This is a genomic window from Pseudomonas mosselii (assembly GCF_005796105.1).
GTDB classification, from domain to species: Bacteria; Pseudomonadota; Gammaproteobacteria; order Pseudomonadales; family Pseudomonadaceae; genus Aquipseudomonas; species Aquipseudomonas mosselii_C.
In genome coordinates this window covers 1-17,609 of sequence record NZ_VAUO01000021.1, presented here as the reverse complement: position 1 = coordinate 17,609, position 17,609 = coordinate 1, and the positions used below count along the sequence as shown (strand labels likewise).

The 17,609-nt window shown below is 64.8% G+C and carries 20 protein-coding genes and 1 pseudogene; 11 read left to right on the top strand and 10 right to left on the bottom strand.

The window, feature by feature from the left end:
- Positions 1–163 precede the first annotated feature (163 nt).
- The 4 genes from FEM01_RS22965 to yghU all read right to left on the bottom strand — a co-directional run bounded on the left by FEM01_RS22965 (position 164) and on the right by yghU (position 4,253).
- A complete protein-coding gene (locus tag FEM01_RS22965; RefSeq protein WP_138221739.1) occupies positions 164–1,867 on the bottom strand; it encodes an amidase in 1,704 nt (567 codons plus the stop codon).
- A gap of 216 nt (positions 1,868–2,083) precedes the next feature.
- On the bottom strand, positions 2,084–2,668 hold the full coding sequence (locus FEM01_RS22960) for a hypothetical protein (protein WP_138221738.1): 585 nt from the start codon (positions 2,666–2,668) through the stop codon (positions 2,084–2,086).
- Between the two features lie 15 nt (positions 2,669–2,683).
- Entirely contained in the window at positions 2,684–3,247 is a 564-nt protein-coding gene (locus tag FEM01_RS22955) for a hypothetical protein (protein WP_138221763.1), read from the bottom strand.
- Between the two features lie 166 nt (positions 3,248–3,413).
- Positions 3,414–4,253, bottom strand: coding sequence for a glutathione-dependent disulfide-bond oxidoreductase (yghU, locus tag FEM01_RS22950; protein ID WP_138221737.1), 840 nt, complete (start codon positions 4,251–4,253; stop codon positions 3,414–3,416).
- 277 nt (positions 4,254–4,530) lie between these two features.
- On the opposite strand from yghU, the gene FEM01_RS22945 reads away from it, so the two are divergent.
- Positions 4,531–5,277: an outer membrane beta-barrel protein gene (locus tag FEM01_RS22945; protein WP_138221736.1), complete on the top strand. Its 747-nt coding sequence runs from the start codon at positions 4,531–4,533 to the stop codon at positions 5,275–5,277.
- A gap of 269 nt (positions 5,278–5,546) precedes the next feature.
- On the opposite strand, the gene FEM01_RS22940 is transcribed toward FEM01_RS22945, so the two are convergent.
- The 3 genes from FEM01_RS22940 to lpxO form a co-directional block, all read right to left on the bottom strand.
- Positions 5,547–6,116 carry a GNAT family N-acetyltransferase gene (locus tag FEM01_RS22940; protein WP_138221735.1) on the bottom strand — a complete coding sequence of 190 codons (570 nt, stop codon included), beginning with the start codon at positions 6,114–6,116 and terminating at the stop codon, positions 5,547–5,549.
- Between the two features lie 79 nt (positions 6,117–6,195).
- Positions 6,196–6,534 (bottom strand): carboxymuconolactone decarboxylase family protein, encoded by a 339-nt coding sequence (locus FEM01_RS22935; RefSeq protein WP_138221734.1) that lies wholly within the window; start codon positions 6,532–6,534, stop codon positions 6,196–6,198.
- Between the two features lie 118 nt (positions 6,535–6,652).
- Complete coding sequence (lpxO, locus tag FEM01_RS22930; RefSeq protein ID WP_138221733.1) at positions 6,653–7,552, bottom strand: lipid A hydroxylase LpxO; 900 nt, start codon at positions 7,550–7,552, stop codon at positions 6,653–6,655.
- Between the two features lie 161 nt (positions 7,553–7,713).
- On the opposite strand from lpxO, the gene thpR reads away from it, so the two are divergent.
- On the top strand, positions 7,714–8,256 hold the full coding sequence (thpR, locus tag FEM01_RS22925; protein ID WP_138221732.1) for an RNA 2',3'-cyclic phosphodiesterase: 543 nt from the start codon (positions 7,714–7,716) through the stop codon (positions 8,254–8,256).
- Positions 8,257–8,346: 90 nt separating this feature from the next.
- Here thpR and FEM01_RS22920 read toward each other — a convergent pair whose 3' ends face one another.
- A complete protein-coding gene (locus tag FEM01_RS22920) occupies positions 8,347–9,252 on the bottom strand; it encodes an AraC family transcriptional regulator (protein ID WP_138221731.1) in 906 nt (301 codons plus the stop codon).
- A gap of 177 nt (positions 9,253–9,429) precedes the next feature.
- Here FEM01_RS22920 and FEM01_RS22915 point away from each other — a divergent pair, with 177 nt between their 5' ends.
- Both FEM01_RS22915 and FEM01_RS22910 read left to right on the top strand, forming a co-directional pair.
- Complete coding sequence (locus FEM01_RS22915) at positions 9,430–10,482, top strand: NAD(P)-dependent alcohol dehydrogenase (protein WP_138221730.1); 1,053 nt, start codon at positions 9,430–9,432, stop codon at positions 10,480–10,482.
- A gap of 212 nt (positions 10,483–10,694) precedes the next feature.
- Positions 10,695–11,891 (top strand): sugar transporter, encoded by a 1,197-nt coding sequence (locus FEM01_RS22910; RefSeq protein ID WP_138221729.1) that lies wholly within the window; start codon positions 10,695–10,697, stop codon positions 11,889–11,891.
- 21 nt (positions 11,892–11,912) lie between these two features.
- Here FEM01_RS22910 and FEM01_RS24250 read toward each other — a convergent pair whose 3' ends face one another.
- Positions 11,913–12,068, bottom strand: coding sequence for a hypothetical protein (locus FEM01_RS24250; RefSeq protein ID WP_171031017.1), 156 nt, complete (start codon positions 12,066–12,068; stop codon positions 11,913–11,915).
- A 111-nt stretch (positions 12,069–12,179) separates the two neighbouring features.
- Between FEM01_RS24250 and FEM01_RS22905 the strand changes: the two genes are divergently transcribed.
- Complete coding sequence (locus FEM01_RS22905; protein WP_138221728.1) at positions 12,180–12,581, top strand: hypothetical protein; 402 nt, start codon at positions 12,180–12,182, stop codon at positions 12,579–12,581.
- Here the strand turns inward: FEM01_RS22905 and FEM01_RS22900 are convergent.
- On the bottom strand, positions 12,578–13,195 hold the full coding sequence (locus FEM01_RS22900; RefSeq protein WP_138221727.1) for a LysE family transporter: 618 nt from the start codon (positions 13,193–13,195) through the stop codon (positions 12,578–12,580). The genes FEM01_RS22905 and FEM01_RS22900 overlap by 4 nt on opposite strands.
- Positions 13,196–13,289: 94 nt before the next feature.
- On the opposite strand from FEM01_RS22900, the gene FEM01_RS22895 reads away from it, so the two are divergent.
- The 6 genes and pseudogenes from FEM01_RS22895 to FEM01_RS22870 all read left to right on the top strand — a co-directional run bounded on the left by FEM01_RS22895 (position 13,290) and on the right by FEM01_RS22870 (position 17,037).
- Positions 13,290–13,547 (top strand): helix-hairpin-helix domain-containing protein, encoded by a 258-nt coding sequence (locus FEM01_RS22895; protein ID WP_138221726.1) that lies wholly within the window; start codon positions 13,290–13,292, stop codon positions 13,545–13,547.
- A gap of 51 nt (positions 13,548–13,598) precedes the next feature.
- Positions 13,599–13,820, top strand: coding sequence for an MbtH family protein (locus FEM01_RS22890; RefSeq protein WP_138221725.1), 222 nt, complete (start codon positions 13,599–13,601; stop codon positions 13,818–13,820).
- A 10-nt stretch (positions 13,821–13,830) separates the two neighbouring features.
- Positions 13,831–14,550 (top strand): thioesterase II family protein, encoded by a 720-nt coding sequence (locus FEM01_RS22885; RefSeq protein WP_138221724.1) that lies wholly within the window; start codon positions 13,831–13,833, stop codon positions 14,548–14,550.
- Positions 14,551–14,607: 57 nt separating this feature from the next.
- Positions 14,608–15,162 carry a hydrolase gene (locus FEM01_RS22880; protein ID WP_138221723.1) on the top strand — a complete coding sequence of 185 codons (555 nt, stop codon included), beginning with the start codon at positions 14,608–14,610 and terminating at the stop codon, positions 15,160–15,162.
- 66 nt (positions 15,163–15,228) lie between these two features.
- A complete protein-coding gene (locus FEM01_RS22875; protein ID WP_138221722.1) occupies positions 15,229–15,894 on the top strand; it encodes a hypothetical protein in 666 nt (221 codons plus the stop codon).
- A gap of 60 nt (positions 15,895–15,954) precedes the next feature.
- Positions 15,955–17,037 (top strand): annotated as a pseudogene (locus tag FEM01_RS22870) (DUF1615 domain-containing protein).
- Positions 17,038–17,609 lie beyond the last annotated feature (572 nt).

The following is a 17,609-nucleotide window of genomic DNA, read 5'->3' as shown; positions in this document are numbered from 1 at the left end:
GAGCTTGCGGCCCGTCACTGTGTAGGAGCGGCCTTGTGTCGCGAAAGGGCCGCAAAGCGGCCCCAGCAATACCCGCATGATGCGCAAATCGCGGGGGGGCGCTTCGCACCCCTTTCGCGACACAAGGCCGCTCCTACAGAGAGCGCACAGCCTCAGCCGACGATCAGCCCAGCTTTGGGGTGCGCGGCGGGATCATCCGGCGCGAGCCGGTGTCTTCGAACGCGGCTGCGAATTTCAACAAGTCGTTGTCGCTGTACGCTTTCCCGGCGAAGGTCAGGCCGACCGGCATGCCGATATCGGCCATCACCCCCATCGGTACGGTCACGGTTGGCACGCCCAGGTGGCGGATCGCCAGGTTGCCATTGGCCACCCAGACCCCGTTGCTCCAGGCGATGTCCGCCGAGGCGGGGTTCACGTCGGCATCCGCCGGGCCGACGTCGGCCACGGTGGGGAACAGCACCGCGTCCAGGCCCTGCGCGTCCATCCAGTCTTCCAGGTCGAGCTTGCGGGTCGCTTCCAGGCCGCGCAGGCCATCCGGCACGCTGGCGATCTGGTCCCAGCTCTTGAGGCCGCGCTTGGCCATGTTGACGTACTCGTCCATACCGGCCGCCAGGTCGTCCTCGCGGTTGGGCAGGGTGCCTGGATCGTGAGGGAAGATCTGCGAGCCGTCGACATCGGCCAGGCGATTGAGCTTGGGGTCGCCGTTGGCGCGCAGGAAATCGTCGAAAGCCCAGCCGGACAGCTCCCACAGCTCATCGTGAAGGAACGCTTTGCTGACGATGCCTCGGTTGAACACAGTCGGCGCGCCCGGGCGGTCACCCTCGCAGTTGGAGACCAGCGGGAAATCGGTCTCGATGACTTCGGCACCTGCCGCTTCCAGCGCCTTGCGGGCGTCCTGCCACAGCGCGATCACGCTGTCGCGGGTGTGGATGCGCTGGCCCGTCGGGCCGCCGATACCGGGTTTTTCCGAGGTGCCGGCGTCCTGGTCGGCATTGATGTACATGCGTGGTACGCCAAAGCGCTTGCCCTTGAGCGCGTCGGCCTTGACGGCCAGGTCCAGGTAGCACGCTGGGCGCACGCTGGAGGCAGCCGGAATCGGCACCCACGGTTGCAGGCGCCACAGATCGCCACGCTTGTCGGCATCGTCGGCCACCACCACGTCGAGGATTTCCAGCAGGTCGGCCATGCTCCGGGCGTAGGGCACCACCACGTCCATGGTCGGCGTTAGTGGCCAGTTGCCGCGCACCGAGATCACCCCACGCGAAGGGGTATAGGCGCACAGTCCGTTGTTCGAAGCCGGGCCGCGGCCACTGGACCAGGTTTCCTCGGCCAGGCCGAAGGCGCTGTAGCTGGCGGCGGTGGCGGTGCCGGCGCCGTTCGAGGAGCCCGAGGCGAAGGGGGCGGTCAGGTAGTTGGCGTTGTACGGGCTTTCGGCGCGGCCATAGACGCCACGCTGCATCCCGCCGTTGGCCATCGGGGGCATGTTGGTCTTGCCCAGGCAGATGGCGCCAGCGGCGCGCAGGCGCTCGACGGTGAAGGCGTCGCGTTGGGCGACCAGGTCCTTGAATGCCGGGCTGCCGGAGGCGGCGGTCAGGCCTTTGACCAGGTAGCTGTCCTTGGCGGTGTAGGGGATGCCGTCCAGTGGGCCGAGGGTCTGGCCTTGGGCGCGGCGTGCGTCGGAGGCTTCGGCTTCCTTGAGCGCTTCGGGGTTGCGCACGACCACGGCGTTCAGGGCGGTGGCGGTGTCCTTGCCATCAAAGGCGTCGATCCGTGCCAGGTAGGCCTTGACCAGCGCCACGGCGGTCGTGCGGCCGGTCTCGAGCGCGTTGCGCAGCTCGGCAATGGAAACCTCGGTTACCTCGATCATGCTGTCACCACAGTTGTGCAGGTGGAAAATCATGCCGGCGAGTGTAGCAAGAAGGTCTTGTCGGACGCAGGCATGCAGCGGGGAAATGGTTCGTTGCAGCGCGGCATTCTGCGGGGCGGTTTGGCGGGCGTTGATGCAAGCAGGGGGCGTTGGGAGGCGGGGTGTGTTTCGCGCCGGACCCGCCCCCACGCCGGGAGCGGGTCGGGCAGGTCGCGGCTACAGCAGCTTGCGCTGCACGGCCTCGTCCAGCGTGCTGCGGGTCAGCGCGCTGACCACATCACGGGTGTCTGCCTGGAACGGCAGGCCAACGATCAGCACCAGTTGCATCCAGGTGCGCACCGATTCGCTCTTGCTGATGCGGCCCAGCTCCTTGCCATCCTGGTCCTTGAACACGGTCTGCAGAGTGAAGGTGTTCTTGGCCGTGGATGGAATCAGGAACAGGGTGAAACCGGTGATGAACGCCGAGGCCGGGACGTACTGCTCGTGGTTGGTCAGGGTCGATTCGGCGTACAGCTGCGCATCGCCTTTCTGCGTGCTGACCTGGGCGAAGCGGCCGGACTGCTGGTAGGTCTCGCTGATGGCTTTTTCCCACATGTCGGCCTGGGCGCCACTGACCGGAACTTGCGCGCCGTCGTTGACTTGGTACAGGGCGGTGCTGCGCAGGTAGGTGGTGGGTTTGTCGGCGGCGCTGCTGGGCGCAGGGGGCCAGGTGCCGACCTCTGGCAGGTCTCCGGTGGAATAGGAGACGCAGCCGCCCAGGGCCAGGGCGCCCAGCAGCAGGCCGTGTTTGAGGATGTTCATCGATCGTTCCTTGTTCTAGCGATTAGCCAATTGCACGGTGGCGTCGTCGAGCAGCTTGCCCACCAGTTTGGTCAGTTGCTGGCCGCCCATCGAGGGCGCCCAGTATTCGCCGCCGTACAGGCCGACGTTGTGCTCGAAGCGCAGCTGGTCCTTGGCCCGGGCCAGCTCGACCCCGTCGCGGTCGACCACCACCAGGTTGCCGGCCACATCGAAGCTGTCGACGTAGATCGGGCCGTTGAACCAGATCCAGAACGTCAGGGTCAGCAGGGCGCCGGGGAAGTAGGCCGGGTGTGGTGCGCGATGGCCTTCCAGCGAAGTCATGTCGAACTTCAGCAGCACGTCCTGCTCGCCGAGGCGCGTTGGGTATTCGGTGACCTGCTTGAAGTAGCCGCCTTGCTCGACGTAGCGGTTCAGCTGTTGGGTCAGCGAGCGGCTGATGGCCTGGCCAGTGGGCTTGTCGATGCCGGGGGCGGACACCTGCACATCGGCCACCTGGGCGCTGCGTGGGCTGCTGATACTGGCCGGGTGGGCCGGGGCGCCTACGGGGCCTGTGACTTTGTATGAAACGCAACCGGTCATCGACAGCAAGGCTGCGATGACGGTGGCGTGGAGGAATTGCTTCACGAAATATCGTCCTTGATCCAGATAGCCTGACCCAGGGTGACGGCGGGCGCAGGCAAATCTTTAGGATTAATTACTCGTTTCGATAGGCACCGCCCGACGCACTGCCGGGCGGGTGTCAGGCTCAGTCGAGGTCGGTAGCGGCATGCCGCTCCGGCACCTGGCTGGCTTCATCGCCCCAGGTCCGGTTGACCCGGGTACCGCGCTGTACTGCGGGGCGCTGGGCGATGGTTTCGGCCCAGCGTTGCACGTTCGGGTATTCGTGCACAGCCAGGAACTCAGCCGCGCCGTACAGGTTGCCGCGCACCAGCTGGCCGTACCAGGGCCATACGGCGATGTCGGCGATGCTGTAGGCGTCGCCGCCCAGGTAGGCGCTTTCGGCCAGGCGGCGCTCAAGCACATCCAGTTGGCGCTTGGCTTCCATGGTGAAGCGATTGATGGCGTATTCGAACTTCTCCGGCGCATACACGTAGAAATGCCCGAAGCCGCCGCCCAGGTAAGGGGCCGAGCCCATCTGCCAGAACAGCCAGTTCAGGGTCTCGGTGCGTGCCGCGAGATCCTTGGGTAACAAAGCGCCGAATTTTTCGGCCAGGTACAACAGGATCGAACCTGACTCGAACACCCGCACCGGCGGCTGTTGGCTGTGGTCGAACAGGGCCGGGATCTTGGAGTTCGGGTTGACCTCGACGAAGCCACTGGCGAACTGATCACCCTCGCCGATGCGGATCAGCCAGGCATCGTACTCGGCGCCGCTGTGGCCGAGGGCTAGCAACTCTTCGAGCAGGATGGTGACTTTCACGCCGTTGGGGGTGGCCAGCGAATACAGTTGCAGCGGGTGCTTGCCGACCGGCAGGGCCTTGTCATGGGTGGGGCCAGCGACCGGGCGGTTGATGCTGGCGAACTGCCCGCCGGAAGCGGCTTCGTGGCGCCAGACCTTGGGCGGGACGTAGGGGGAAGTGCTCATGGGCGTTATCTCCTTGGCAGCGTAATGTCGTGACGTGGGGGTGTGACGTGTATCTATGCCACGGGTTCGCCAGGCACGACAAATGGATTCGGCGCATAGGCATCATCACGCCGAACGCTTTTACAAGGTCACCGAGTCGGGCGCGCATCGGATTGGCAAAAATGTGACACAGCAACGGTTTAAGCGCTTTTTTACTGATTTTTTTCCGAACTTTTTCCGCCGCTGTGGTCTCGAAGGGGTCGTTCGTCATTCATCTACGTCATGGAGACCTTTGCCAATGTCGACCCGCAACCTGCTGCCTCACGCCTGCCTGCTGGCCCTGATCGCTACCCCCCTTGCCGCCAGCGCGGCGCCGAGCACCGACCCGTTGTTCACCTTCGGCCTGTTGGGTGCTTACGACAGCTTCAAGTTCGAAGGTGGCAGCGACTCGGACAAGGAACACATGGGGCAGGGCGGTGTGTTCGCCAGCTTCGGTAACAAGATGACCGCCGAATCCGGGCTGATCTACCAGCTCGGCGCCGAAGCCAAGTACGGCAAGAAGAACGACAACAAGCTCAAGGAGGCTCAGGCCGAGCTGGACCTGGGCTGGCGCGCAGCGCTGGATGCGCGCAACTTCGTCGATATCGGTGTGGGCGCTGGCTACAGCTGGACGCGCTTCGAGCCTGAGATCAACGACCTCGACACCCGGCTGACCTACAAGTCGCCGTTCGCCAAGGCGGCACTGGGCTACAACCACCAGTTCGACACCGCTACCCTGCGCGTCGAAGTGGGCGCCCGGCGCACTATCGATGGTCGTGCACGGGTCAAGGTGGATGATTTTGGCAGCGACAGCATCGACCTGAAGGACCGCACCAACCCGTATGCCGAAGTCACCCTGCTGATGAATCGCCAGGGCGGTATGCCGGTGCAGGCCGGGGTGTACTACACCCGCACCGAATACCAGGCCGATGAGAACTCGGCCGTGCTGGACAACGACAAACTCAAGCGTGACGAGTTTGGTGTGAAGGTGGGCTTGGCGTTCTGACCTGATCGGTGTAGGAGCGGCCTTGTGCCGCGAAGNTTTAGAAGGAATCTGTGGGAGCGGGCTTGCCGGAGTGCCGGACCACCGCGAACACCGGCAAAGCCGGTGCCATACACCGAGTCGCCTGCTTCGCGGGCAAGTCGGGGCGCCGAACCGCCGCTCCCACAGGGTACGCGGAGCGCTTGCGAAATCAGTTCTCTGCGCGACAGCGCAGCCCAAAGGGCTGGGTGATCTCCTACAGGGAATGGTGCCAATTTTAGAGATGCAGTGGTTCAGCGCCCGCGCCGGCGCGATACGCGTGCCTCGATGTTCTTGCGCCCGATCAACAGCGGTGGTTTTTCCACCACGGGCTCGTCGGCCAGCCACTTGTACATCACCAGGCAATCCACCAGCCCCTGCTGGGCATGCCGGTAGGCCTTGGGCAGGCGCCCGACGGTATCGAAACCAAGCTTGTGCCACAGCGCCACGGCGACCTCGTTGGTGGCCACCACCGAATTGAATTGCAGCGCCAGGAACCCCTCCTGGCGTGCCAGCTTTTGCGAGTGCTCGCACATCAGTCGCGCCACGCCGCGGCCCCTGGCCTGCTCGCAGACCATATAGCCGCAGTTGCCCACATGTGCGCCGGGGCCAGCAGCATTGGCCTTGAGGTAGTAGGACCCAAGCAACTCACCGTCCTGTTCGGCCACCAGCGTGTGCAGCGGTACTTCCAGCCACAACTGGCGCGCCTGCTGTTCATTCAGGGCGGGGTCCAACGCGTAGGTCTGGCGGGCCTGGACAATGGTCTGGAAGGTCGGCCAGAAGCGCGGGAAGTCTTCCGGGGTCATGGGGCGAATGTGGATCATGGCGGCTCCTGCGCAGGCTGGGGCGCCAAGTCTGGGTGTCTCGACGCCTGCGCGCAAGGGCGCAGGCGCCGCTCACGCTTCAGGCCTTGCCCAGCGCATCCAGCGCGCGGGCCGAATACACCAGCGCCGCGCCAGCATTCATCGCCACGGCCACGCCCAGCGCTTCGGCGATTTCCTCGCGGGTGGCGCCATGCTTGAGCGCCTGCTGCGAATGCACCGCGATACAGCCGTCACAGCGGGTGGTCACGGCCACCGCCAGGCTGATCAACTCGCGGGTCTTGGCATCGAGGTGGTGGGTCTTGGCGCCGGCACCGCTGGCGGTCATGTAGCCGGCCACGGTGTCGGGGGAGAGTTGCTTGAGATCGCCGATGCCGGCCATCAACTGCTTACGGTAGGCGTCCCAGTCCATCATGCTCATCGTCTTCACCTTGTCAGGTTGGCAACAGGAGCCTTCAGGCTAGTCGAAGATCACGGCGCGGGTCTTGTGCTGCGGTGCTGCGCCGACGGGAGCGGCAGTCGGCCGCCCCCATGGGGAGTCAGATATAGATGAAGACCAGCACCAGCGCCGCGACCACGACCCATTTTTCCAGGTAGTAACGGGTGCGGTTGCGTTTCTTCAATGCCTTGCCACGCTCGCGGATGCGGTAGATGCGGGTGAACAGGCGGTTGATGCCGCCGGTCTTGTCGTTGGCATCGTTAGGGGCGGCGGCGGCGGCCATGACGTTGCGACTGAACCAGCGGTTGAAGGCGCTCGCCCAGCGGTACTTGAGCGGGCGTTCGATGTCGCAGAACAGGATGATGCGGTTGTGATCGGTGGTGTTGGCTGCGTAGTGGATATAGGTCTCGTCGAACATCACCGCTTCGCCGTCACGCCAGGAATACTTCTCGCCGTCCACGTCGATGTAGCAGCCGTCGTCGTTGGGCGTGTCCAAACCCAGGTGATAACGGTAGGAGCCGGCGTACGGGTCGCGGTGGCGCACCAGCTTGGCACCCGGCGGCAGGGTGGCGAACATCGCCGCCTTGACCGTACCGATGCCTTGCAGCAGCTCGGTGGTGCGCGGGCACAGGCTCATCGCCGAGGGGTGGCTTTCGCCGTACCACTTGAGGTAGAAGCGTTTCCAGCCGGTCTTGAAGAACGAGTTGAAACCCACATCGTCGTAGTTGTCGGACTTCTTGATTTCGCCGGCGTGCAGCAGTTGCTGGGCTTCCTGGCGGATTTCCTGCCAATTGTCCTTGAGCGGTTGCAGTTCGGGGAATGCTTCGACCGGCAGGTATGGCTTGGCCGGCAGCTTGGAAAACAGGTAGAGGAAGCTATTGACCGGGGCGAGGAAGCTGGAGTGGTCGCCCAGCTGGCGGGTCAGCTTGTGACGCACTCGACCGCGCAGGTGAACATAGGCGATCGAGAGGACGAAGATCAGTACGAGTGCAATTTTCATGGACGTTTACTTGTCGAAAAAATGGCCATGCGCCATGGCACGAGCCCGCCAGCATAAACGTCGTGGTCGGACTTGTTAAGACAATTCCGGGCGACTTAGGTGTAATGGCCTATAGGCTGCGCAAACGATTCACGCTCAGGCATACCCCCAAGGAGCGCCCCATGCCACAGGATTCCCGCCCCAGCGGCACCCCCTTCAAACGCCTGTTCTTCGCCTTGCCGGTAGGCGAGGGCCAGCGCCGTGACCTGGCCCGTTGGCGACGCGGGCTGAACCTGCGCAGCGGCAAGCCGGTACCGGCCGACAACTTTCACGTAACCTTGCTGTTTCTGGGCGATGTGGACGCTGCGCAGTTGCCGGCCATCTGCGCGGCGGTGGAGCGCCTGCAGCGGCCGAAGGCCCCGCTGCGCCTGTTGCTCGACCGCTTGCAGGTGTGGCCTCGCGCGGGCGCGCTGGTGCTCGAGCCCGAGCAGGCCCCGGCAGCGTTGCGCCAGTTGGTGTACGCCCTGCAGCAGGCCTTGCTGCCGCTGGGCATCGAGGCACAAGCGCGGGATTACCGCCCGCACCTGACCCTCTCACGGGACTTTCGCACCCAGGTGCCGGAGGCGATGGAGGCGCCGCAGTTTCATCTGCTGGCGCGTGAGTTCACCTTGTACGAATCACGCAAGGGCCAGTACTGGCCACTGGCGCAGTGGCCGCTCAACTGAGGGCGGGCGTTTGGTGTTGGGTTAGCTCGCGCATTCGCGGGTGTGGCGGTGCGGATGAGTCGCCCTTACGGCTTGCCCCACAGGCAAGTGTCAGACCGGCAAGCTCTGGTAAGCCTGCTCCTCCCCTGGGCTGCGTGCGAATTCGCGCTTGTACTCGCGGCTGAACTGCGAGGTGCTCTGGTAGCCAACCCGGTGCGCCGCCTGCGCCACCCCCAGCCCTTCGCCAATCAGCATCTGCTGCGCCTTGAGCAGGCGCAGGCGCTTGAGGTATTGCATCGGCGCAAGGTCGGTGGCGCGTTTGAAGTGCTCGTGGAAGGTCGACACGCTCATGTTGGCGCGGCTGGCCAGTTCATCCACGCCCAAGGGTTCGGCGTAGTGCTCGCGCAAAAACGCCAGCACCGCACCGATGCGCGCGAAGTGGCCTTGCTGCTCCACCAGCGCCCGCAACACCCCGGCCTGTGGCCCGCGCAGGGCGGTATAGAGCACCTCGCGTATGCGCGCAGGGCCCAGCACCTTGGCATCCAGCGGGTCTTGCAGGCATTCGAGCAGGCGCTCGACGCTGGCGCGCATGCCGGCATCCAGCGCTGCCGAACTCATCGACTGCGGGGTCTGCACCTGAACCTCTGGATCTGGCGCCAGGTTCATGCTTTGCACCAGCTCCCCCAGCAGGGCGCGGTCGATGTCCACCGCCACGCCCAGCAGCGGCACCTCGGGGGTGGCGAAGGTCTCGCACATGAACGGTACGCTCAACGCCTGCACCAGGTAATGTCCGGCGCCGTATTCCAGCGTGCGCGGGCCCAGGCGCGCAAGTTTGCTGCCCTGGGCGAGGATGATCAGGCTCGGCTCGTAGATCTGCGGGCTGCTGGCGACATAGTGGTCCCAGGTCAGTACCTGCACCTGGGGCAGGGTGGTGGGCACGAAGCCTGGGCGTGTGGCGAGGCTGCGGATCAGTGAGCAGAGCGTGGCGTTGGCATCCACGTGGCGGGTCAAGTGCATGGTCTAACCAGGGCAGAGAATCGGACAGTGCAATCTTCGCAGAATAGGCGCTGTGTGCCAGAGGCGATTGGTGATCTCGGAGAATCAGGCAAGTATGCCGGAGAATCGTCGGTGGGCGAAGCGGGCGATGGTACGCACAATGGTAGCCACTGAACCGTTTCACTTTGCGAGGTCCCTATGTATACCGCCATCGGTTACGCCGCCCAGTCCCCCACCAGCCCGCTGGCCCCCATGACCTTCCAGCGTCGCAGCCCACGTGCCGACGATGTGGCCATCGAGATCCTCTACTGTGGCGTGTGCCACTCCGACATCCACCAGGCGCGCAACGAGTGGGGCATTGCCGTGTACCCGCTGATGCCAGGCCACGAGATTGTCGGCCGGGTCACCGCCGTGGGCGACAAGGTCACCCGCTACCAGGTCGGTGATTTGGTCGGCGTCGGCTGCATGGTCGACTCGTGCCGCCAGTGCGAGGCCTGCCGCCAGGACGTCGAGCAATACTGCGTGCAAGGCCCGACCATGACCTATGCCACCCCGGACCGCGTCGATGGCAGCAACACCATGGGCGGCTACTCCAACAGCATCGTGGTCAGCGAGCATTTCGTGCTGCGTATCCCGCAGGGCATGGACCTGGCCAGCTCCGCGCCGATTTTGTGCGCCGGTATCACCACCTATTCGCCGCTCAAACACCACGGCGTAGGCCCTGGCCACAAGGTCGGCGTGCTGGGCATGGGCGGTCTGGGCCACATGGGGATCAAGTTCGCCAAGGCCTTGGGCGCTGAGGTGACCCTGTTCACCCGTTCGGCGAGCAAGGCTGAGGAAGCCCGTCGTCAAGGCGCAGACCATGTGATCGTGTCCACCGACGCCGAGCAGATGCGTGCCGCGGCGGGGCGCTTCGACTTCCTGCTCGACACCATCCCGGTCCAGCACGACCTCAACCCGTACCTGCAAACCCTCAAGTTCGGCGGTGTGCACATTCTGGTGGGCCTGATCGAACCGGTCGAACCACCGGTGCATGCGGCCAACTTGGTGATGCAGCGCCGTGTCTTGGCCGGCTCGTTGATCGGCGGTATCGCCGAAACCCAGGAAGTGCTGGATTTCTGCGCCGAGCACGGCATCACCTGCGATATCGAGATGCTCGACATCCGCAACATCAACCAGGCCTACGAGCGCATGATCGTCGGCGATGTGAAGTACCGCTTCGTAATTGACATGGCGACTTTGAAGGGCTGATGCCATTGCGGGGCGGTTCGGTATTCGGACCTGCCCCGCTCGGCGCTGAACAGCCGTGGCACCAGGGGCAGGTGCGCGGCAAGGTTGTGAGCCTGCGGCTTGATGCGTACCATGCGCCCATCCTTCCAATACATTCAACGTGCCTTGAGCGGCCCCGTGCCGGCCGTCGATGCGCGCCCCCGTCGCTTTGCCCCTGGAGCCACGCGCTGTTCATGAATGGACCTATCCCCACCCACTTGCCACCCACCGCTGGCAGCGGCAGTTGGTTGAGCGTCATCGCCTTGGCACTGGCGGCGTTCATCTTCAATACCACCGAGTTCGTCCCGGTGGCGTTGCTCAGCGACATTGGCCACAGCTTCGAGATGAGCACCGCGCAGGTCGGGCTGATGCTGACCATTTATGCCTGGGTGGTGGCGCTGGCCTCGCTGCCGATGATGCTGATGACCCGTAACATCGAGCGGCGTCGCTTGCTGTTGGTGGTCTTTGTTGTGTTCATCGTCAGCCATCTGTTGTCGTGGCTGTCGCAGAGCTTCGCCATGCTGCTGGTCAGCCGCATCGGCATCGCCTTGGCGCATGCCGTGTTCTGGGCCATCACCGCCTCGCTGGCGGTGCGCGTGGCCCCTCCGGGCCAACAGGCCAAGGCCCTCGGGCTGCTAGCTACCGGCACCACCCTGGCGATGGTCATGGGCATCCCGCTGGGGCGGGTGGTGGGCGAGGCGCTGGGCTGGCGGGTGACGTTCCTGTGCATTGCCGGGGTGGCGCTGGCCACTCTGCTGTGCCTGATGAAGTCGTTGCCGTTGCTGCCGAGCCAGAACTCAGGTTCGCTGCGCAGCCTGCCGATCCTGTTCAAACGTCCGGCACTGGTGATCACCTACATGCTGGTGACCCTGGTGATTACCGCGCAGTTCACAGCCTACAGCTACATTGAGCCGTTCGCCCTGCACGTGGCGCAGATCGGCGGCGAGCGCACTACTTTGCTGTTGCTGCTGTTCGGCGGCGCCGGGGTGTTTGGCTCAGTGTTGTTCAGCCGCTACAGCGAGCGCTTCGCGCATGGCTTTCTGGTGGTGTCGATCGGGGTGTTGGCGGCGTGCCTGCTGTTGCTGTTGCCGCTGTCGGGCAACTTCTACGTGTTCGCGGCCTTGAGTATGCTGTGGGGCGTGGCGATCCTGAGTTTCAGCCTGGCGCTACAGTCCAAGACGCTCAAACTCGCCTCGGACGCCACCGACGTGGCCATGGCGTTATTCTCTGGCATCTACAACATCGGCATCGGCGGCGGAGCGCTGCTGGGCAGCATCGTCAGCAGCCAGCTGGGGGTGGCTGACATCGGCCTGGTGGGCGGCGGCGTGGCGGTGGTGGGGCTGCTGCTGGCAATCGCCAGCACCCGGCGTTTCCGTGAGGCGCTGGGCTGAGCGAGACGGGTAGGGCGGTGCTCAGCGTACGAACGGCTTGCGCATCCGCACCCAGACGATTGCGGGCAGCGTCATCAGCAGCCACTTGAGGTACTGGTTGACGCCCTGGTGCTCACACACCACGCCAATGATCGTGCAGACCACGACCACTGCCAGGAACTCGATCATCTTGTGCATGCAGCGTGTTTCCGTCGTTGTAACCGAAGAGGGCGTGCACTTTAGCAGGTCAGTCCCCTTGCTGGTGGGCGCGTAACAATTGGTAGCATGCTTTCAGGCTATGCTTGGCGCATGACCAGCCAACCTGCCCAACGCCACCCATGCCCGCCCGGCGCCTGCGACTGCGGTCGCGAGCGGCTGCTCGACGGTCCGGTGGACGGCCAGCGTATCCTGCGTCTGACTCGCGAAGAAGAAAAGCGCCTGATCGAGCGCCTGGAAAACCTCAAGGACCTCGAACACCTGCAACGCCTTCAACAGCTCATGTACCAGAACCTCGGCTTGCGTGTGCATATCGCCCCAGGCTCCAACGAGGTACGCACCATGCGCGGTATCGCCATTGAGCTGGAAGCACTGCCAGGGCTGTGCCGCAAGACCCGCCAGTCGATCCCGGCGGCCATTCGCCGGGGGCTTGAGCGTAACCCCGAAGTGGCGTTCCGCCTGCTCGATGCCCACGACCTGCTGCGCGATGCCTAGCGCATCGCCGCCAGCTTGATTCCGAACCCCACCAGACACGCCCCGGCCAGCCGCTCCAGCAGGTGGCTCAACCGTGGACTGGCGCGCATGCGTTCGGCCAGGTGATGGGTCAGCAGCACCGCCACCAGTCCATAGAGAAAGGTCAGGGTGGCCACGGTCAGCGCCATGAAGCCGAAGGTGAGCATGCCCTGGTGCTTCACCGGGTCGATGAACAGCGGGAAGAAGGCCATGTAGAACATGATCGCTTTGGGGTTGAGCAGGGTGATCATCAGGGTCTGGCGCAGGTAATGGCCGTTGCTCATGCCGCTGTCACGCGGGGCCTCGCCGGGCTTGCTCAGCAGCATGCGCAGGCCCAGCCAGGCCAGGTACGCCGCGCCTGCCCACTGCACCCCATGAAACGCCGCCGGATACGCTGCCAGCAGCGTGGCAACACCGGCTACCGCCAGCCACATCAGCACTTGGTCGCCGAGAATCACCCCGCAGGTCGCGGCCAGTCCGCCCTTGATGCCGCCCTTGCCTGTGGCGGTGATCAAGGCGAAATTCCCAGGCCCCGGGATCGCCAGCAGGATGATGAAGGCAATCACGAAAGCGCCATAGTCCGTCACACCGAGCATTGGGGCGGTTCTCCAGGTCCAGGTTGGCAGGCAAAGGTTGATATATGCCATCATCCGCGCCACTTGCAAAGCCAATGCCCACAGGGAGGTGCACATGGCATTTACCGAACAGGAGCGTCGCCAGTTGCTTGCGCTCAAAGGGGTCGGCCCGACTGTATTGCAGCGCCTGGAGCAACTGGGCTACCACAATCTGGCGCAGTTGGCCGAGGCCGACGCCGGGCACATCGTCCAGGCCGCCGCCAGCCTGCTGGGTTCCAGTTGCTGGAAGAACAGCCCCCAGGCCCGCGCGGCTATCCAGGCAGTCATCGCCCACGCCCGGTTAATTTTTCCAGGCGTTGCTTCGTCTCCTTGAAAGCCGCGCTGCGCACGCGCATTCGGCCCTCATCATCCAAGGAGACAGGCAATGACTTCCGTATTCGACCGCGACGACATCGTGTTCCAGGTAGTGGTCAACCACGAAGAACAATATTCCATCTGGCCCGACTACAAGGCCATCCCCAACGGCTGGCGCGCGGTGGGCAAGAGCGGCCTGAAGCAGGAGTGCCTGGCCTACATCGACGAAGTCTGGACCGACATGCGCCCGCTGAGCCTGCGTCAGCAGATGGCCGCCGCCGCTGGGCAGTGAGGCGGGCCCGGTGACCACATTGAATCTGCTGTGCCTGCCGTATTCCGGGGCCAGCGCCATGGTCTACAGCCGCTGGCGGCGCAAGCTGCCAGCCTGGCTGCAGGTGCGTCCGGTGGAGTTGCCTGGGCGCGGTGCGCGTTTGGCTGAACCGTTGCATACCGATATGCAGGCCTTGGCCCGGCAGCTGGCCCACGAGCAGCGCCTGGCCACCAGTGCGCCCTACGCCGTGCTCGGGCACAGCCTAGGTGCGCTGGTGGCCTTCGAGCTAGCCCACGAGTTGCAGGCGCTCGGGTGCCCGCCACCGGTAGCGTTGTTCGCCTGTGGCACTGCGGCGCCCACCCGGCGTGAAGACTACGAGGGCGAGAACTGGCGCGAGCCCAAGGGCGACGAGGAACTGGTGGCCGAACTGCGCAAGTTGGGTGGTACGCCCGAGGCGGTGCTGGCCAATGAAGAGTTGATGAGCCTGACGTTGCCGGTGGTGCGCGCGGACTTTCTGCTATGCGGCCGCTATGCCTACCGCCAGCGACCCGCGCTGCGCTGCCCGCTGCATGTGCTTGGCGGTGAGACTGACCGCGCCAACCACGAGCAGTTGCAGGCCTGGAGCAAGGAAACCCAGGGTCCGTTCAGCCTGCAGATGTTCCCCGGTGGGCACTTCTTCATCCACGAACACGAAGACCGCGTGCTCAGCCTATTGGGCACAACCCTCGAACCTCTTCGACTGTCGGCCTGATTGACGTGCGCTTGTCCCTGGGGGAGGCTGCGGGCTTTCCCTGGCAAGGAGCAGCGCATGTTGATCGATTCATCCAAGGCCACGTTGCTGGTGGTCGATATCCAGGAAAAGCTCATCCACGCCATGAGCGATCCGCTCGGCACTGCCGCACGGGCGCGCTGGTTGCTGGCGGCGTGCGCTGACCTGGAACTGCCGACGGTGATTTCCGAGCAGTATCCCAAAGGCCTTGGCCACACCCTCGAAGCCCTGACAGCTGCGGCGCCTGGCGCGTTGATCGTGGAAAAGCTGCATTTTTCCTGCGTGAGCGCCCAGTGCCTGCCGGCTGAACTGATGGCCCGCGAGCAGGTGATCGTGTGTGGCATGGAAACCCATGTCTGCGTGCTGCAAAGCGTGCTCGGGCTGCTGGCCTTGGGCAAGCAGGTGTTCGTCGTCGAAGACGCCTGCGACAGCCGCACTGCCGCCAGCAAGGCGGCGGGGTTGGCGCGTATGCGCAGCGCCGGGGCGCAGGTCGTCACGCGCGAGATGGTCCTGTTCGAATTGCTGGGCAGTGCCAGCCACCCGCTGTTCCGTCACATCAGCAAGACCTACCTGGTGGGTGAACAGCCGCAGTAATGGCGTTTGGCCCTTATGTGTTTTACAGTGCGCGCGGTTTCTATGTTTGCCTACAAGGATGTTGCAATGAAAACCCGCGCCTTAGTGTCGCTGTTGCTGGTGGCCTGCGCCTGTGCGCCGAACACCTGGGCCGCGCCCGGCAGGCTGGCCGATGTGTTCAACGGCGACATGCTCGGTGCCCACCTGCGCCGTTTCGAGGCCTTGGCTGGGGCCGCACAGGCGCGCCATGGCGAGAGCCGCACGTACCGGGTCCAAGGGTGTGAAATCGTTGCCAACGTCGCAGGCGGCTCGGTCAATGAGCTGCGCCTGACGTTGTCGCCGACCTGCCGGGCCGACCTGCACAGTTTCATCGGCAAGTACGCCCCGCCAGCCAATCGCCCGCTGACCTTCGGTGCGCTGGACGCGGCCGGTGGCGGCGGGCTTGCGTTCTATGCCGACTGCCTGCAACTGTGCGGCAACGTCGGCGACCCCTCGGTCTACGGCTTGTGGGAAGGGCCACGCGCGGTCGGCTTCGTGCAGGTGTTGGTGCAGGCGCAGTTGGTCGAGGACGCGCCGTCCCGGGCGGCTCACAAGTGGCGCGCGGCCATGACCCGATCCAAAGGCAGCGACTATGTGATCGATGCCCGTTTCAACTGCGAGCGCACCTTCGATGCCCAGGCCATGCAGGCCTTCGCCAATGTACGGGTGAGCGCGGTGACCATCGGCACCGACCTGAACACCCCGGACTGCTGATTGAAACGAACTGCCCGGTGCCGCTAGGCTGAGTAGAGTCATAGGCACAGAAGGTGGATCATGAGCGGACGGCTAGCGCTACTGGCGGTGTTCATCCTGGCGTCGCTGCAAGGCTGTGTGGGGCGCCGCGAGGCAGCCCCCTAGGCCGACCCGGCCCAGGTCCGCAGTCAACTGCTGCGCCTGCTGCCTGCGCAGGTCAAGGACCGCGAAGGTTGGGCCGAGGACATCCAGGTGGCGTTCCAGGCCCAGGCGCTGGAGCCGAGTAAGCGCAACCTGTGCGCGGTGCTGGCGGTGACCGAGCAGGAGTCGACGTTCAGCGCCGATCCCCAGGTGCCCAACCTGGGCCGCATCGCGCGCCAGGAGATCGACCGCCGCGCGGCGCGCCTGCATATCCCGAAACTGTTGGTCGACGGCGCCTTGCAGACCCCCTCGAGCAATGGCAAGACCTACCAGCAGCGCCTGCTGGCCGTGCGCAGCGAGCGTCAGCTCAGCGAACTGTACGATGAGGTGATCGGTCGCCTGCCGCTGGGACGCACGCTGCTGGACGGGCTGAACCCGGTGCACACAGGCGGGCCGATGCAGGTGAGCATCGACTTTGCCGAGCAGCACGCCAAGGGCTACCCCTATGCCTACACCGGCAGTCTGCGCCAGGAAGTGTTCACCCGCCGTGGCGGGATGTATTTCGGCATCGCCCACCTGCTGGGTTACCCCACCCACTACGAGCGCCCGTTGTACCGCTTCGCCGACTTCAATGCGGGCTGGTACGCCAGCCGCAATGCGGCGTTTCAGGCAGCGCTCAGCCGCGTCACGGGGGCATCGCTGGCATTGGACGGCGACCTGATCGCGCCGGGTGCGTTGCTGCCCGGCAAGACCGAAACGGCTGCGCGCAAACTGGGGCCGGCGCTGGGGCTGCGTAATCCGCAGATCCGCTCGCAACTGGAGCAGGAAAGCAGCCTGGCGCTGGAGCAGACCGCGCTGTACGAGGGGGTGTTCCGTCTGGCTGAGAGCAAGGCGGGCAAGGCGCTGCCGCGTGCGGTGTTGCCGGGGATCGAACTCAAGAGCCCGAAGATTACGCGCAAGCTGACCACGGCATGGTTCGCGGGTCGGGTGGATGAGCGCTATCAGCGCTGCATGAAGCGCTGATCATGAGGCGTGCAGGGCTTCAGGAGCGGCCTTGGCGGGGCGCCGTACCGGCCGGAAAAGCTGCGCAGCAGCCCCAAAAGTCTCGGCCGCTGCACAAGTCCTGGGGCCGCTTCGCAGCCCTTTCGCGACACAAGGCCGCTCCCACAGGGTACGCGGCGCGCTTGCGAAATCAGTTCTCTGCACGACAGCGCAGCCCGGCAGGGCTGGGTGAACTCCTACAGGAGCAGCGCTGGATTCAGGCTTTGCACAGTCCTCTCATAGAGCTACACATAACTTGTTGATTTAGCAGGGACCTGTGGGAGCGGGCTTGCCCGCGAACACCGGCGAAGCCGGTGCCATCGACCGAGTCGCCTGCTTCGCGGGCAAGTCGGGGCGCCGAACCGCCGCTCCCACAGGGTACGCGGCGCGCTTGCGAAATCAGTTCTCTGCACGACAGCGCAGCCCGGCAGGGCGGGGTGAACTCCTACAGGAGCAGCGCTGGATTCAGGCTTTGCACAGTCCTGTGGGAGCGGGCTTGCCGGAGTGGCGGACCACCGCGAAGCAGACGACGCGGTGGATGGCACCGGCTTTGC